The sequence below is a fragment of the Sinorhizobium americanum genome, assembly GCF_001651855.1.
GTDB lineage: Bacteria > Pseudomonadota > Alphaproteobacteria > Rhizobiales > Rhizobiaceae > Sinorhizobium > Sinorhizobium americanum.
Genome location: NZ_LNQC01000037.1, coordinates 26,958 through 43,107, shown reverse-complemented (window position 1 = coordinate 43,107; position 16,150 = coordinate 26,958). Strand labels below are relative to the sequence as shown.

The following is a 16,150-nucleotide window of genomic DNA, read 5'->3' as shown; positions in this document are numbered from 1 at the left end:
GCTAGACCGCCGCCACTTGTGTCGCGCGCCGCCGGGCGGCGTAAAGCGCGGCGACGGCGCAGGACGCAAGGCGGGTTCTGATAGAATCCGCTCGCGACGTCAGCACGATCGGTACGCGCGCGCCGAGGACGATGCCGGCCGCATCCGCATGCGAAAGGAAGGTCAGGTTCTTTGCGAGCATGTTGCCGGCCTCCAGATCCGGCACGACGATGATCTGGGCGTGGCCGGCAACCGGCGACCGGATGCCCTTGATGCGCGCGGCCTCCGGATCGATTGCGTTGTCGAAGGCGAGCGGCCCGTCGAGCAGGCCGCCGGTGATCTGGCCGCGATCGGCCATCTTGCAGAGCGCCGCCGCTTCGATCGTCGATGGGATCTTGGCGGTGACCGTCTCGACCGCCGAAACGATCGCGACCCGCGGCTCGCCAAGGCCGATCGTCACCCAGAGATCGATCGCGTTCTGCACGATGTCGCGCTTGGCTTCGAGGTCCGGGAAGATATTGATCGCTGCGTCTGTGATGAACAACGTCTCCGGATGACCGGGGACGTCCATGACGAAGACGTGACTGATCCGCCGATCGGTTCTGAGGCCGGTGGCGGAGGCGGCGACCGCATGCATCAGCTCGTCGGTATGGAGGCTGCCCTTCATCAGAAGTTCGCCCTTGCCCTCGCGAACGAGCGCGACTGCCTTGGCCGCCGCGGCGTGACTGTGGGGTGCGTCGACGATCTCCCGGTCGGCGATGTCGAGCCGGTGCTCTGCCGCCACGGAGCGGATCTTTGCTTTCGGCCCCACGAGTATCGGCTTGATCAGCCCTATTTCCGCCGCTTCAAGCGCCCCGCGCAGCGAGGTTTCGTCACAGGGATGGACAATGAGCGTGACCGCGGGCGTTTCCGCCTGCGCGGCTGCGATTAGGCGATCATACTTGGACGGTTCGCCCGTCAGCGCGGTAACCTCGGACACTGCGAAACCTCCAAAAGGTCGATCAGGACGTCTTCCGTTCGCGTGCGCTCTTGCGCGTTGCGAATGGCACCGTTTCGCTGCCAAGGCCGAAGAGCGTCTCGACACGCTGCATGCGCTCGGCTGCCGCCCCGGCAATGGCCCCGGATGCCTCCAGGACCTCACGCAGGACCTTGAAGGCGGAGCGGCGTTCATCGAGGTCTTCCGGCAGCAGTCTTGGGATCGCTGCGAGTGCCGCTTCCTCGTCGATCAGCAAGATGAAGTATTGCTTGCGCAGCAGCGCCTTGAACTGCGGAAGCGTCAACTGGCTCGCCGTCGGGTGGGCGCGGCGCAACCGGCGGATTGCCTCGAAGCCGCGCTCGTCGGCGCCGCCGCGCGCTTTCCCGACGAACAGCAGGGCCCTGGCAAGGGCCTCGCGCAGCCCGCCCTCGGCGATCTCGGCTCTGAGCGAAGCGATCCGGGTTTTGACAAGTTCCTGGTGCAGATGGCTTTTCGCCGGTCGGCACGGGCGATCGGTCTTGCTGTCGATGCCGAGCGCGGTCTGCAGCACTGGCGCGCCGTAGACAGCGCGGAAGGTCTCCTCCGAGAGTTGCTCTACCGTCCGTCGCCAAGCCTCAAGTCCGTTGACGATCTGTTGCGACATGTTTTCCTGAAGAGCGAGGAACGGGTTCTCGGCGGCTACCGGCTTGCGGTCTAAGCGGACATGCTCCGCGGCAGCCTGGATCCAGGCCATGAAGGGATTGCTCGGCCCGAAAAGCTCGTATTGCAGGCGGAGCGGATGCACGCGGCGCATCGCTTCGGCAAAGGCCGGCGTGACCATGGCTCTGACGGCGGGCTGCAGGAAGGTTCGGTAGAGGGCGAGGTTGACCTCCGAGAACTTCGCCGCCGCGGCAAAGCGGTGTTCATCATCGATATCGTTTCCACCGAGGGCGCGGATATCGTCCAGCGTACGCGCTTCGCAACGCATCACCCACTCGCCGGCAACCAAGGCCCGGCCCTCCACGACCTCGCTTGCAGGCTCAAGCACCGCCTCGTAGAGGCCGGGCGGCAGCACGTCGATCAGATCGATGTTGGACGCGAACTCGTCGTGTTCTTTCCGGGCGATCCCGGCTGAGACGAAGATGCCGAGGTGGCCGATCTTGTCGTGCACGGCGTAGACGATCGTCTGGCCGTAGGCGCGGATCTCGTCGACGCTGTCGTAAAGATCGAGGATCCAATCGAGCGCCTGCTGTGGCGGCGTGATGTTGTCGCCCTTCGAGCAGAAGACGACGATCGGCGAGCGGATGTTGCGCAAGTCGATGGCGGTGCCGTCGGAGGTGCGGATTTCGCCCGCGGCGAGCTTGTTGCCGACGAAGAGTTCATCGACGATGAACTGCATCTCCTCGGCATTCAGCGTCACATGGCCACCCCACCAACGCTCGAAGCCGAGGTAGCGCTCGGGCTCCGTGTCTATTTTCGAGTAGAGATTGTACTGCTTGCTCCAGAGGGTATTGGCGGGATTCTGGTTCTCGAAATTCTGGACGAGCCAGGCGCCGTCGAACAGGCCGCCGCCGAGATCGCCGGTGAGCGCCGTCAGCCAACTGCCGCCGAGCAGACCACCCGAATAGCGCATCGGATACTGCCCCCTGACGCCGGCCCAATAGGAAAGCGGCGTACCCGCAATGATGATCGGACCGAACAGTTCCGGGCGCAGGGATGCGAGTATCATCACCGCCCAGCCGGCCTGGCAGTTGCCGATCACGCAAGGCTTGCCGTCGGCGTCCGGATGGCGGGCAATGACCGTCTCGAGGAAAACCGCTTCGGCGCGGGCGATGTCCTCGATCGTCTGGCCGGGGACCGGTTCGGGAAGGAAGCCGATGAAATAGCAGGGGTGGCCGGCCTTCATCGCCACGCCGATCTCGCTGTCGGCCTTGAACCCGCCGATGCCGGGCCCGTGGCCGGCGCGCGGGTCGACGACGACGAACGGTCGTTTCAGTGTGTCGACAACGATGCCTTCGGGCGGGACTATCCGGACGAGCGCGTAGTTGACCGGCCTTTCGAGCTTCCGTCCGTCGACGACAAGTTCCGGGTCGTAGTTCAGCACGTGCGGAGCGGTTTGCGCAGCGTGTTCCTCGTACTGTTCACCACGCTGGCGCATGACGTCGAGAAACAGGATGGAACGCTGCCAGGCATCGAACGAATAGGCGAATGCGTCTGCGAATGACGGGATGGGCGGCTGAGCCATTCGGTCTACTCCTCGGCTTGAACGGAGGGCGGTCCCAGTCTCTGAACGCACATACAGCAACACTGCCTTTCGGGCATTGATCTCTGTCAAATCCAGGTGAACCGAGCGCTTCCGTGGCCGCTGAGTGCGATGGGCCGCACTGCAGCATTACACTTTGGCATCCGCTGGGCGACGCTGCCGAGAGGCGGGTGGCGACATGTGTATATTGACGACATCGGCTCCGTGAAAACCGGCTCGAGTCGCCGAGCACGTAGGTCATATTGATTGCAGTCAATGCCGGCCGGTTCTTTTTGGCTTATCGTTTCGTTCGACCAAGTCGGCGAGAAGCATTTTTCCGCAGAGCCTTGCTTCATGCCGGCTTGTCGATGGGGAGGATTCGCCGTCGGGCGGCGACTCTTGATGAGCCACGCTTGATATCGGCGCTGGGCTGGCCGGAGGCAGATGTAACTTAAAGGGTTCGCTGATGAGAACAGGGGCCCTTACCGGAGTTTGATCGATATGCTTGTCAAGGATGTGATGACGACAAAGGTCGTCAAACTGTCGCCTGACAACAGCGTCAGACAGGCAGCCAAGCTGATGTTCGAGCATCACGTTAGCGGCATTCCCGTCGTTGACGACGAAGGGCACTTGCTCGGCGTCATCAGCGAAGGCGACCTGATCCGCCGGACGGAACTCTGCAGTGAAGCATCCGCCTTGATGGCCGACATAAGCCTTGCCCCCGAGGACAGAGCCAACGCCTTTGTGAGGCGGTGCTCGTGGAGAGTCGGCGACGTCATGACAGCCGATCCCGTTACCATCAACGAAGATGCGCCCCTTGCGCGTGTCGCAAGGCTCATGCAGGAACGCGCCATCAAGCGCATCCCCGTCATGCGGAATGGAGAACTGGTCGGCATCGTCAGCCGCGCCGACCTGTTGGAGGCGATTTTTGCGGCAAAGCAGGACGAAACAGCAGCCGGCGATGACGCCATTCGACGCAGCATCCTTGTTCGCCTCGGCGAGAACACCGGCCTGGAAGGATTGGATGTGACGGTCACGGTGACCGAGGGGATCGTGCACTTTTGGGGCGAGGTCGAGCCAGCCGCTTGCCGGAAGGCCGCACACGTCCTGGCGGAGAGCGTTCACGGCGTTCGGGGCGTGGTAGAGCATTTCCCGGATCCTTATACCCAATAGCTCGCCCGCCTGATCATACCGACCCCGAGAAGCGTCTCTGAAATCATACGAGATGAAGGGGAATGGACATGGCACAGATGATGAAGGCGGCTGTCGTTCGGCAGTTCCGCACCCCGCTCACCATCGAGGACATGGAGGTTCCAACTCCTCGTTCGGGGCAGATACTCGTGAAATATGAAGCGACCGGCGTGTGTCACACCGACCTGCACGCGGCGAACGGCGATTGGCCCGTCAAGCCGAGCCCGCCCTTCATTCCGGGACATGAGGGCGTCGGCTTCGTCTCCGCAGTGGGCGCGGGCGTCAAAAGAGTGAAGGAAGGCGACAGGGTTGGAGTGCCCTGGCTCCACAGTGCCTGCGGCTATTGTCCCTATTGCCGGACCGGATGGGAAACGTTGTGCGCGTCGCAGTCGAACACCGGATACTCGGTGAATGGCACTTTCGCGGAATTCGGGTTGGCGGATCCCGACTTCGTCGGCAACCTTCCGGCTGGATTGGAGTTCGGAGCCGCTGCCCCCGTTCTTTGTGCGGGGGTGACCGTTTACAAAGGGCTGAAGGAAACGGAAGTCCGTCCGGGTGAATGGGTGGCCATTTCGGGTGTCGGCGGTCTGGGCCACATGGCGGTGCAATATGCCAAGGCAATGGGCATGCACGTCGTCGCCGCCGACATATTCGAGGACAAGCTGGCACTGGCGAGGCAACTCGGCGCCGACATCACGGTCAACGGCAAGGCAGACGATGCCATTGAGCAAGTGGCAAAGGCCACGAACGGCGGCGTTCATGGAGCGCTGGTGACAGCGGTCTCTCCCGCCGCGATGGAACAGGCCTTCGGGTTCATGCGGTCGAAGGGCACGATGGTCCTTGTCGGCCTTCCCCCCGGAATGGTTTCCCTGCCCGTGTTCGAAACAGTCCTGAAGCGCATAACCGTGCGTGGATCGATCGTGGGCACCCGCCAGGACCTGGAAGAATCACTCATCTTCGCGGCCGAGGGCAAGGTGACGCCTCATTTCTCCTGGGAAAGCCTGGAGAGCATCAACGACATCTTCCATCGCATGGAGGCGGGCAAGATCGACGGCCGCATAGTCATGCGACTGCAGTAGCTTGCATCACGGCAAGCCGGAAAGAGTTCAGGAATGTCATTGTGATCGGGAGGTTCAGATGGCTTCGCTTGAAACGGCAGCGATGAACGAGACGACATCAGGCAAGTCACATGCAGCGACCTCGCTGTCGTCAGAGGAACTCCGCCTGATCGACGGCTACTGGCGGGCATCTAACTACCTTTCGGTCGGCCAGATCTACCTGCTCGACAATCCCCTGCTCAAAGAGCCGTTGAAACGGGAGCACATAAAGCCGCGTCTGCTCGGCCACTGGGGAACGTCGCCGGGCCTCAACATGCTCTACGTGCACCTCAACCGGATCATCAAGCGCGACGACCTCAACATGATCTACATCATCGGTCCGGGGCACGGCGGGCCATCGTTGGTGGCGCATGCCTATCTGGAGGGGACGTACAGCGAATTCTATCCGAACATTGGCCAGGACACCGAGGGAATGCAGCGGCTTTTTAAGCAGTTCAGCTTTCCCGGCGGCATTCCGAGCCATGTCGCTCCCGAAACTCCCGGTAGCATCCATGAGGGTGGCGAGCTCGGATATGCCCTTAGCCACGCCTATGGGGCGGCATTCGACAACCCCGATCTCATCGTTGCTTGCGTCGTTGGCGACGGCGAAGCCGAGACGGGGCCCCTCGCGACCGGTTGGCAAGGCAACAAGTTCCTGAATCCCGCCCGCGACGGCTGCGTCCTGCCGATCCTGCATCTCAATGGATACAAGATCGCCAATCCATGTTTCCTCGCCCGCATTCCCCACGAAGAGCTCAGGAAATTTTTCGAGGGAATGGGCTACAAACCCTATTTCGTGGAAGGGGACGAGCCGGGGAGCGTTCATCAGCAACTGGCCGGCGTACTCGACACGGCGGTCGCCGAAATTCGCGAGATCTGGGACAGTGCCCGCACCGGCGGCAATCTCAAACGCCCAGCCTGGCCGATGATTGTTTTCCGGACGCCCAAGGGCTGGACGTGTCCCCCAGAGATCGACGGCAAGAAATGCGAGGACTACTGGCGATCGCACCAGGTGCCGATGGGTGAAATGGACAAGCCCGAGCACATCCACATCCTCGAGCAATGGATGAAAAGCTACCGTCCGGAGGAGCTTTTCAACGACGAAGGCCGCCTAGTGCCGGAGTTGGCCGCACTGGCACCGACCGGCCGTCGCCGGATGAGCGACAACCCGCATGCCAATGGCGGGCTGCTGTTGCGCGACCTCAAGATGCCGGCCTTCAGGGACTATGCGGTGGAGGTACCGCGTCCCGGAGCGACGACGGTGGAGGCTGCCCGCCTCATGGGCAAGTTCCTGCGGGACGTGATGAAGCTCAATATGGACAGCCAGAACTTCCGCCTGTTCAGCCCCGACGAAAACAACTCCAACCGCTGGCAGGACGTGCTCGAGGTCACCGACCGCTGCTACATGGCCGAGATCCGTCCGGAGGACGACCATCTCTCGCCGGATGGCCGCGTCATGGAGGTTCTTAGCGAGCACCAGTGCCAGGGCTGGCTCGAGGGCTACCTGTTAACGGGCCGCCATGGGTTCTTCTCCTGCTATGAAGCCTTCATCCACATCATAGATTCGATGTTCAACCAGCACGCCAAGTGGCTGAAGGTGTGCAACGAGATACCTTGGCGCAGGCCGGTCGCATCGCTGAACTATTTCCTCAGTTCCCATGTCTGGCGGCAGGACCACAATGGATTCAGCCATCAGGACCCCGGCTTCATCGACCATGTCGTAAACAAGAAGGCGGACGTGATCCGCGTCTACCTGCCGGCGGACGCCAACACGCTCCTTTCGGTGACCGATCACTGCCTGCGCAGCCGCGACTACATCAACGTCGTCGTCGCTGGCAAACAGCCCGGGCCGCAATGGCTGACGATGGAGCAAGCCGTGCGCCATTGCAGCATGGGCCTCAGCATATGGGATTGGGCGAGCAACGACAGGGACGGCGAACCCGATGTGGTCATGGCCTGCTGCGGCGACGTTCCGACGCTCGAGACGTTGGCGGCGGTGCAGTTGCTGCGCGAGCACCTTCCGGAGGTGAAGGTCCGGGTCGTCAATGTCGTCAACCTGATGAAACTTCAGCCGGCAGAGGAGCATCCTCACGGGCTTTCGGACCGCGATTTCGATGGCTTCTTCACGAGGGACAAGCCGATCATCTTCGCCTTCCATGGCTATCCGTGGCTGATCCATCGCCTGACCTATCGCCGGACAAACCACGCCAACCTTCACGTGCGCGGTTACAAGGAAGAAGGCACGACGACGACTCCGTTCGACATGGTTGTCCTGAACGAGCTCGATCGTTTCCATCTCGTCAGCGACGTCATCGATCGGCTGCCGCAGCTCGGTGCACGGGCTGCCTACTTCAAGCAGGCCATTCAGGCAAAGCTGATAGAGCACCGGGAATACATCGAGAAACATGGCGACGACATGCCATCGATCAGCGGATGGACGTGGGGCGTCAAGAGCACGGAGCAGGTGCGGGGAGCGACATCCACGGAAGGCGACAATGCCTAGCTGCGACAGGAGCTCTGTCCGCATCGATTGAGGGATCGGTCTGATGGTCCGATCGATTGACAGGAAAGAAGACGTCGCTGCGGCGCATCCGGTGGGGTCGCGCCCCGACACGGCCTTGCTTTCGAACGGCCGATACAGCCTGCTCCTTACGGAGTCCGGTGCCGGATTCGCATCCTGGTGCGGCCTCGATGTCACCCGTTGGCGGGAGGATGCCACGCGAGATTGTTGGGGCCAGTTCTGCTACATCCGTGACCTTGAAGACGAGAAGGTGTGGACAATCGGCCGGCAGCCGATCTGTCGGGCGGATGCCATTTACGAGCGCAGCTTTCGCGGCGACCGCGCGGAGTTTCGCTGTTCGGCCGGGGACATCGACATTTGGTGGGAGGTCTGCGTCGCAACGGATTGCGATGCCGAGGTGCGTCTGCTCCGGCTGTTCAACAGGGGCACGACGGCGAAAGAACTTGACCTGACGAGCTATGCTGAAGTCTGCCTGAATGGCCGACGCGCCGACAGTGCGCATCCGGCCTTTGCCAAGCTCTTCGTCGAAACGTGGTTCGACGAAGAAACTTCCGCATTGTTCGCCCGGCGCCGGCCACGCAGCGCATCGGAGAAGCCGATCTGGGCGGTGCACGTTTCCGCAGCGAGCGCGGATGACCAGCCTGCGGTCGAGTACGAGACGGACCGCCGCAGGTTTCTTGGCCGCGGACGGACGCCATCGAACCCCAGCGCACTCGTACGTGGAAAGAGCCTGTCAGCCACGACGGGTCCCGTGCTCGACCCAATCTTCAGCCTGCGCAGGAGAGTTCTTCTGAAACCCTCTGAAACGCAGCGTATCGCCTTTGCGACGGGCGCGGCAGACAGTGAGGCGGCGGTTGTAGCCATCGCAAAGCGGTTTGCAGACGTCGATGCCGCTGGCCGGGCGCTGTCAGATGCGTTTGAAACCTATGCGACGGAACTCGCGTCCTCTAAGCTCTCCCCGGAAACGGTGGACGTCTGCAATCAACTCGCAGGAAGCCTGGCATTCTTTGATTCCGATCTTCGAGATAGCGACGCTCTAAGACAAGAGCCGCTGAGCACTGGGAACCTGTGGTCGGTGGGGATATCCGGCGATCTCCCTATAATGCTGCTGCGCATCGACCAGACGCACGCCACCTCCCTCGTCGAGCATGTTATCGACGCCCACGCCTTCATCACCAGCCGTGGGCTTCCCTTCGACCTTGCCCTGCTCGACGTGAGCGGCGCGATCGAGACAATGCAGTTGAGCGACAAGGCGAAGGGCCAAATGGAGGGGGCGCCTTGCGGCCCCGGAGGCGTTCACCTCCTGTCCCCGTCCGCTATTTCGAGTGCCTCAGCGGATGCCATCGCCGCTGCGGCGCGCGTCGTCCTTTGTTGCAGCCGAGGATCGCTTGCCGATCAGCTGAAGTCGACTGCTAAGCTCTCGCCTTTGAAGCACACCGAGATGAACTTCCGTGACGCTGCTGAGAAACAGAGCGGGGCCGCACGGACCGACCTGCTGTTTTGGAACGGGCGCGGCGGATTCACGCGGGATGGACGCGAGTATGTGGTCGCGACGGGTGGCGGGGCAGAGACGCCGACACCCTGGTGCAACGTCATAGCCAATCGCGAGTTCGGCTGTCTGACCAGCGAAAGCGGCCTTGGCTACAGCTGGGCGGGCAACAGCCAATTGAACAGGCTCACGCCCTGGTCGAACGATCCCGTTTCGGATTCCCCGAGTGAGATCATCTACTTGCGCGACGAGCGAACCGGAGAGGTCTGGGCGCCGACGCGGCTGCCTCTTGGGCAAGCGTCGACGAGCACCGTGAGGCACGGGCAGGGTTACAGTCGCTACGAGGGCGTTGGCAGGCTTCTGCACCATGAAATGACCGTGCATGTTCCGGTCTCGGAACCGATCAAGATCGTCCGCCTCGCCATCCGCAACGATGGAACGGAAACGCGCAATCTTGCTGTTACCTACTACGTCGAATGGGTTCTCGGTACGCTGCGTGAGAACGCCTCCGGGCGGGTGGCGTGTGAGTTCGACACCGACACCGGTGCCGTCATTGCGCGGAACCTCTGGGAGAGTGATTTCTCCGGAAAGCTGGCATTCGCTGCCTCGAGCGCGCCGTTGCGGTCGTTTACCTGCGACCGGCGTGAGTTTCTCGGCAGGAACGGTTCCGTTTTTCAGCCGGTGGGGCTGGCGGGTTCCAAACTCAGCGGCAGCGCTGGATCCCTGATCGACCCCTGCGCTGCGCTCGTGGTCGAGACCTCGGTTGCCCCCGCCGAAAGCGTCGAAATTGTTTTCGTGCTCGGGCAAGCAGACAGCCTCGACGAGGTCCGCCGCCTCGTCCGTGAATATGCCGCGCCAGAGAGTGCCCGAAACTCCCTGGCGACCGTCTCTCGCCAATGGGACCAGCTCTTGAGCTCGGTTACCGTTCGAACGCCCGCTACCGCCTTTGACCTCATGATGAACCGCTGGCTGCTATACCAGGTGCTGTGTTGCCGCGTCTGGGCGCGAACAGGCTTCTACCAGTCCGGCGGCGCATACGGCTTTCGTGACCAGTTGCAGGACGTGGCCGCTCTTGTGCATTGCGCGCCCGACGAGGCGCGCGCCCACATCCTTCGCGCCGCCGAGCGTCAGTTCACAGAGGGAGACGTGCAGCACTGGTGGCATCCTCCGTCGGGCGTGGGGGTGCGGACCCGCATGACCGATGACCTCTATTTCCTGCCCTACGTCGTCCAGCACTACGTGTCGGTTACAGGAGACTATGAGCTTCTGAGCGAGCCGGTTCCTTTCATCACGTCGCCGGTACTGGCCGACGATCAGGAGGAGAGTTTCGGCGCTCCTCAAGTCAGCGAGGAAAGTGGCACGCTTTACGACCACTGCTGCCGTGCACTGGATTGGGGTTTCCGGCTCGGCAGCCATGGACTTCCGCTCATGGGAACGGGCGACTGGAACGACGGCATGAACAAGGTGGGCGCCGGAGGGAAAGGCGAGAGCGTGTGGAACGGGTGGTTCTTCCTGACCGTGCTTAAAGCATTTGCCACCATCGCATCGGCAATGGGAGACGAAGGGCGAGCAGCGTGGTGCCGCGAGCGCGCCGAGGCGTTGCGCACCTCGTTGGAGGCCGAGGCCTGGGACGGATCTTGGTATCGCCGGGCATATTTCGACGATGGCACGCCCCTTGGCTCATGCCTGAATGACGAGTGCCAGATCGACGCCATCCCCCAAGCATGGGCGGTAATCTCCGGTGCCGCTGATCCCGAACGCGCCTCCCAAGCAATGCGGGCGGTTTGGAAGCAGCTTGTTCGTCCAGAAGACAAGCTGATCCAGCTTTTCGATCCTCCCTTCGACAAGGGGGCGCTGCAGCCGGGTTACATAAAGGGTTACGTGCCGGGAATCCGAGAGAATGGCGGCCAGTATACCCATGCGGCCGCCTGGGTCGTTTGGGCCACCGCATTGCTGGGGGATGGAGACCGCGCATTTGAGCTCTGGAGCATGCTCAACCCCATCAACCATGCCCTTTCTCCGGAAGACACCGAGCGTTACATGGTCGAACCCTATGTTGTCAGCGCAGACGTCTATGGGGCGTTTCCGCATACCGGCCGGGGGGGCTGGACGTGGTATACAGGATCGGCCGGCTGGCTGTATCGCGTTGGCCTGGAAGCTATTCTCGGCATTCGTCGAGAGGGAGATCATCTTTTCATCGAGCCGTGCATTCCGTCGCAGTGGCCCGGGTACGAGGTGGACTTTCGGTTGGGGGCCGCGACCTATCACATCGAGGTGACCCGGGATCCCGAAGCCGGCGGGGGGCGGCGCTCGCTGGCTGTGGACGGCGAGGACCTCGCTGGACGTAGCATTCCACTCGTCGACGACGGACGAAACCACGAAGTCCGCCTGGTGGTCGGCTAGCCATGTCGGAATCGCTGTCGACCGATCCCGATCTGAACCGAATGCCGACCGATCAGGATCTCGCTCGGCTGCAGTTCACGACGCTCCTCTACTATCTGCATTGCACCAATCCGGACAACGGCCTTGTTCGCGACAAGACGCAACCCGAAGCTCCGGCGAGCATTGCCGCGATCGGGATGGCCCTTGCCACAATCCCCGTGCTCGTGGAGCGGGGGATCATCATTCGCAAGTTCGCCGCGAAAATAGCGCGCCGACGGCTAAGGTGTCTTCTGGAATGCCCCCAGGGACCTGATCCCGACGCGTCCGGCTACAAAGGCTTCTTCTATCATTTCCTTGACATCGAGACCGGCAGACGCGTGTGGGAGTGTGAATTGTCTACGATCGATTCAGCGTTCCTTTTCGCCGGAGCGCTGACAGTCGCCGCCTATTTTGACGAGGGTTCGGAGGAAGAGACCGAAATCCGCCGCCTGGCAAACGCGCTCTACCAACGCGCCGACTGGAACTGGGCCTGCGATCACGGGCTCACGCTCACCCATGGCTGGAGGCCGGAAGGCGGGTTCATTCCCTATCGATGGCGCGGCTACGACGAGGGCTTGCTCCTCTACATCCTGGGCCTCGGTTCACCGACTCATCCGCTACCGACGGAATCCTATGCCGCCTACACCGAGAGCTACGAGTGGCGGAATCTCTATGGCCGTGAACTGCTCTATTCAGGGCCGCTGTTCACCCACCAGCTTTCGCATATGTGGATCGATTTTCGCGGTATCCGTGACGCATTCATGCGGGAGCACAACAGCGACTATTTCCAGAACAGCCGGCACGCGACTTTTGTCCAGCAGGAATACGCCATCCGCAATCCCTTGAACTTTGCCGGCTATGGCGAGCACTGCTGGGGGTTCACGGCCAGCGATGGGCCCGGTTGGACCAGGCGAAACATAGACGGTGTCGACAGGGAATTCTTCGACTACCTCGCCCGCGGCGCGCCATACGGGCCCGACGACGGAACCGTATGCCCGTGGGCAGTCGTTGCTTCGCTGCCATTTGCACCAGAAATCGTCGTCCCGACCGTCTGGAACTGTGCGCGGATGAATCTCGGCATGACGCGGCTCTACGGATTCAAACCATCCTTCAACCAGACCTATGCCGTGGAAGGCAGCGAAACCGGGTGGTGGGTGAGCCCCTATCACTTCGGCATCGACCAAGGTCCCGTCGTGCTGATGATCGAAAACTACAGAACCGGTTTGCTGTGGAACATCATGCGTCGCTGCGAGCCGTTGGTCGTGGGACTGAGGCGAGCCGGGTTCTCGGGCGGCTGGTTATGAGGCCGTTGAAACTCAATGTGTGTCCTATGGGCGGGTAGCGGCTTGGGCCATCGACTCACGCTGGTATCTTCGCCGGAAAGGAAATGGCCATGAACAAGGGCTGGTTCTCCAATCAGCATGACGGGATTTCCAGACGAGATCTGCTGGTGATGGCGGGAACTGCCGCCGCCACGCTCGCAAGCTCTAGCCATACGGCCCGGGCGGCGCCTGCCGGAGGCGCCTTTGCAATTGACGAGGTAAAACAGGGCGAGGACGTTTTTGCCTATGTCGACAGGATCAAAGGCGGGTTTGATCAGACGGCTTACCAGCAGGTGATCGGCGCCGCAAACGCGTTCAAGGAAGGAGATCAAGCGATTGGCGTGGGGGCCGAGAATGAGACGACGCGAAGCAACGCTCGCGCCCTTCTGGCAAACACGAAGATCGAAGACCTCCACCAGCGCCCGTTGTTTGAGGACGATCTGCAACAGTTGATCTGGCAGACCACGGACCAGACCCAGTATGAGAAGGTCAGGGCCTGGACCATGGGACAACTGAAGGAATTTCTTCTGACCGAACCAGAGGAAAACATCCAAGGCATCATGAATGGCCTGACCAGCGACACGATCGGCTTTATCCCGAAACTGATGAGCAACGAGGAGTTGGTCGCCCTCAGCCAGAAGATCTTCAACGTAATGCCTGGCACCAAGATGGGTGCCAAGGGGTACATGGGCGCCCGGATCCAGCCCAATTCTCCGACAGACCACCCCGACGACATCGTCTGGCAGGTTTTCGATGCCTTCTCCTATGCAACTGGCGACATCGTCATCGGCACCAATCCGGTGGACAGCACGGTCGCGAGCGTCGTCGCGGTCGAACGCGCGCTCAAGGATATCGTCGATACTTTCGGGCTTGGCGAAGTGATTCCCTGGTGCGTGCTCGCACACATCGATGTCCAGGCCGACGTCAGCGACAGTTTCCCGGGAACGGTTTCCACGATGTTCCAGAGCCTTGCTGGGACGGATGACTGCAACAAGATCTTCGACATCACCAATGAGAAAATCCTGAAGTACGCGCGCGCGAAGGAGGGGGAAAGATACGGCCTCTACTTCGAAACCGGGCAGGGCTCGGAATTCACCAACGGCGTGGCAAACGGCGTCGACATGATGGTGCTCGAGTCCAGAAAATACGGCTTCAGCAGAGCGGTCGGGATCGAACTCGCGAAGGTGCAGCCGAGCGGCGCATGGCTGCATGTCAACGATGTTGCGGGTTTCATTGGGCCGGAGGTATTCAAGAGCCGCGAACAGCTGGTGAGGTGCTGCCTCGAAGACATGGTCATGGGCAAGCTCCATGGGCTTACCATCGGTCTGGATATCTGCACGACCTTGCACATGACGGTCAGCCTTGAAGACCTGGACTGGTGCCAGGACCAGATCATGCCGGCCAATCCGGCTTACCTGATTGCTCTGCCCACCAAGAACGACCCGATGCTGAGCTATCTCTCCACCTCGTTCCAGGATCACGTGCGGATCAGGGAAAGATTTGGCTTCAAGGTCAACGATGCGATGTGGGACTTCTACAAACGGATCGGGATCGTTGGCGAAGACAACAGCTACACAGCGAATTATGGAGATCCCCTCTGGGTGTATTACCAGTATCGCCTCGCCAAAGGGGATGGCCGTTCCAAGGATGCTATTTACGTCGAGGGCGACCGGAAGATGCGGGAAGTTGAAGCAAGAGGTGTCGACCTGGCTACGGGGCACGGGGAGAAAATCTGGGACCTCAATCCAACGCTCGCGGCCAAGGTGAAGGCCCTCTACGACGACGCCAAGCAGTCTCTCTGGGCCGAGCTCACGCCGGAGTTTATCGCCGCCGTACCCGACGTCGTGCCCGTCCGCACCCTGTCCAAGGACCGCAACGACTACATTGCCCACCCGAACACAGGTGAAACGCTCAGTCCCGAAGCAGTCGCGGAGATCGAAAGAATAAGAGATGCGTGGGGAGACGGCATGCCCAAGGGCCAGATCGTCATCTCGGACGGTCTGAACGCCAAAGCCATCATGGACGAAGGACATCTCGCGCCTTACCTCGAGGAAATGCGCCGGTTGCTCGCCGAGGCGGGCGTCACGATGGGCGACAAGAACATCATGGTCACCAGCGGAAGGGTGCGGGCCGGCTACCGGATCGGTGAAGTGCTTTTCGAAAATGCGGATCCCAACAGCTTCAGGGGGATTCTTCACATCATCGGTGAGCGGCCCGGAACCATGCACCACGCCTACTCGGTCTACATCACCGTCGCCAAGGGCAAGCAATGGTCCGAGAAGAAGATCGACCATGACATGACGAAGCTGGTGAGCAATGTCGCAGACACGGCCTTGGCACCAAAGGAAGCCGCCAGGGAAACCTTGACCATTATCCGTGAGATCGTCGGCAAGGACGTGAATGGCAGCCGTCGTTATGGGTAGATCGCGCTGACGGCGCTGCGAAAGCCAGCTCGGCGGCAAGACGTTCGTCGATACGCATTTGCGGGCTACCAGAGGTGCAGATTTCGGCACTCGCGAAAATGCGAGCATTCGCCAGGAATATTCCGGCTATGATTTCTGTAAAGTGTTAGTTTTTTTAAGTTTTTGGTGGGTGATCACGGGCTCGAACCGTGGACCCGCTGATTAAGAGTCAGCTGCTCTACCAACTGAGCTAATCACCCGTCCAAGACCGCGTCGCAGCGATCTGGTGGGGCGTATAATGGCGTTGGCCCGGCTTGTCCAGCACCCTCTGCAAAATTTTGGCAAAAAATTCTTCGCCCTTCGGAACCAACGGCCCGCAAGCGCGCTCCGCGAATTTATCGGTGGTCGGCGTCAATGCTCCAGTTGCCGGTGCTCTCCCGCTGAAGCGGACGGTACGCTCCAAAAAACGCCGACATTTTTGACTAGAACACGCGCCGGCTGGGGAGGCTGCACGGCGAATCGAATGGAGAA

At 61.3% G+C, this 16,150-nt stretch carries 8 protein-coding genes and 1 tRNA gene; 6 read left to right on the top strand and 3 right to left on the bottom strand.

What is annotated here, in order from left to right; translation table 11 throughout:
* Nucleotide 1 precedes the first annotated feature (1 nt).
* Together ATC00_RS02970 and ATC00_RS02965 are read right to left on the bottom strand one after the other, a co-directional pair.
* Nucleotides 2–958 carry a phosphate acetyltransferase gene (locus tag ATC00_RS02970; protein WP_064251924.1) on the bottom strand — a complete coding sequence of 319 codons (957 nt, stop codon included), beginning with the start codon at nt 956–958 and terminating at the stop codon, nt 2–4.
* A gap of 22 nt (nt 959–980) precedes the next feature.
* Entirely contained in the window at nt 981–3,179 is a 2,199-nt protein-coding gene (locus ATC00_RS02965; protein WP_064251923.1) for a DUF3141 domain-containing protein, read from the bottom strand.
* Nucleotides 3,180–3,677: 498 nt separating this feature from the next.
* Here ATC00_RS02965 and ATC00_RS02960 point away from each other — a divergent pair, with 498 nt between their 5' ends.
* The 6 genes from ATC00_RS02960 to eutB all read left to right on the top strand — a co-directional run bounded on the left by ATC00_RS02960 (nt 3,678) and on the right by eutB (nt 15,640).
* Entirely contained in the window at nt 3,678–4,349 is a 672-nt protein-coding gene (locus tag ATC00_RS02960) for a CBS domain-containing protein (protein ID WP_064251960.1), read from the top strand.
* A 68-nt stretch (nt 4,350–4,417) separates the two neighbouring features.
* Nucleotides 4,418–5,446: an alcohol dehydrogenase AdhP gene (gene adhP, locus ATC00_RS02955; protein WP_064251959.1), complete on the top strand. Its 1,029-nt coding sequence runs from the start codon at nt 4,418–4,420 to the stop codon at nt 5,444–5,446.
* 58 nt (nt 5,447–5,504) lie between these two features.
* Nucleotides 5,505–7,967: a phosphoketolase family protein gene (locus ATC00_RS02950; RefSeq protein WP_072642820.1), complete on the top strand. Its 2,463-nt coding sequence runs from the start codon at nt 5,505–5,507 to the stop codon at nt 7,965–7,967.
* Nucleotides 7,968–8,010: 43 nt separating this feature from the next.
* Nucleotides 8,011–11,877 (top strand): GH36-type glycosyl hydrolase domain-containing protein, encoded by a 3,867-nt coding sequence (locus ATC00_RS02945; RefSeq protein WP_064251922.1) that lies wholly within the window; start codon nt 8,011–8,013, stop codon nt 11,875–11,877.
* 2 nt (nt 11,878–11,879) lie between these two features.
* Nucleotides 11,880–13,199 carry a glucoamylase family protein gene (locus ATC00_RS02940; protein WP_064251921.1) on the top strand — a complete coding sequence of 440 codons (1,320 nt, stop codon included), beginning with the start codon at nt 11,880–11,882 and terminating at the stop codon, nt 13,197–13,199.
* Between the two features lie 89 nt (nt 13,200–13,288).
* The gene (eutB, locus tag ATC00_RS02935) at nt 13,289–15,640 is read left to right on the top strand and encodes an ethanolamine ammonia-lyase subunit EutB (RefSeq protein WP_064251920.1); all 2,352 of its coding nucleotides are present in this window, start codon (nt 13,289–13,291) and stop codon (nt 15,638–15,640) included.
* Between the two features lie 163 nt (nt 15,641–15,803).
* Here the strand turns inward: eutB and ATC00_RS02930 are convergent.
* Nucleotides 15,804–15,879: transfer RNA gene (locus ATC00_RS02930), tRNA-Lys, on the bottom strand.
* Nucleotides 15,880–16,150: the final 271 nt, after the last annotated feature.

Bases quoted from the DNA above. Each gene is read 5' to 3' on its own strand.
- eutB (WP_064251920.1), top strand. From the start codon at position 13,289: ATGAACAAGGGCTGGTTCTCCAATCAGCATGACGGGATTTCCAGACGA.
- ATC00_RS02950 (WP_072642820.1), top strand. From the start codon at position 5,505: ATGGCTTCGCTTGAAACGGCAGCGATGAACGAGACGACATCAGGCAAG.
- ATC00_RS02940 (WP_064251921.1), top strand. From the start codon at position 11,880: ATGTCGGAATCGCTGTCGACCGATCCCGATCTGAACCGAATGCCGACC.
- ATC00_RS02960 (WP_064251960.1), top strand. From the start codon at position 3,678: ATGCTTGTCAAGGATGTGATGACGACAAAGGTCGTCAAACTGTCGCCT.
- ATC00_RS02965 (WP_064251923.1), bottom strand. From the start codon at position 3,179: ATGGCTCAGCCGCCCATCCCGTCATTCGCAGACGCATTCGCCTATTCG.
- ATC00_RS02945 (WP_064251922.1), top strand. From the start codon at position 8,011: ATGGTCCGATCGATTGACAGGAAAGAAGACGTCGCTGCGGCGCATCCG.
- adhP (WP_064251959.1), top strand. From the start codon at position 4,418: ATGGCACAGATGATGAAGGCGGCTGTCGTTCGGCAGTTCCGCACCCCG.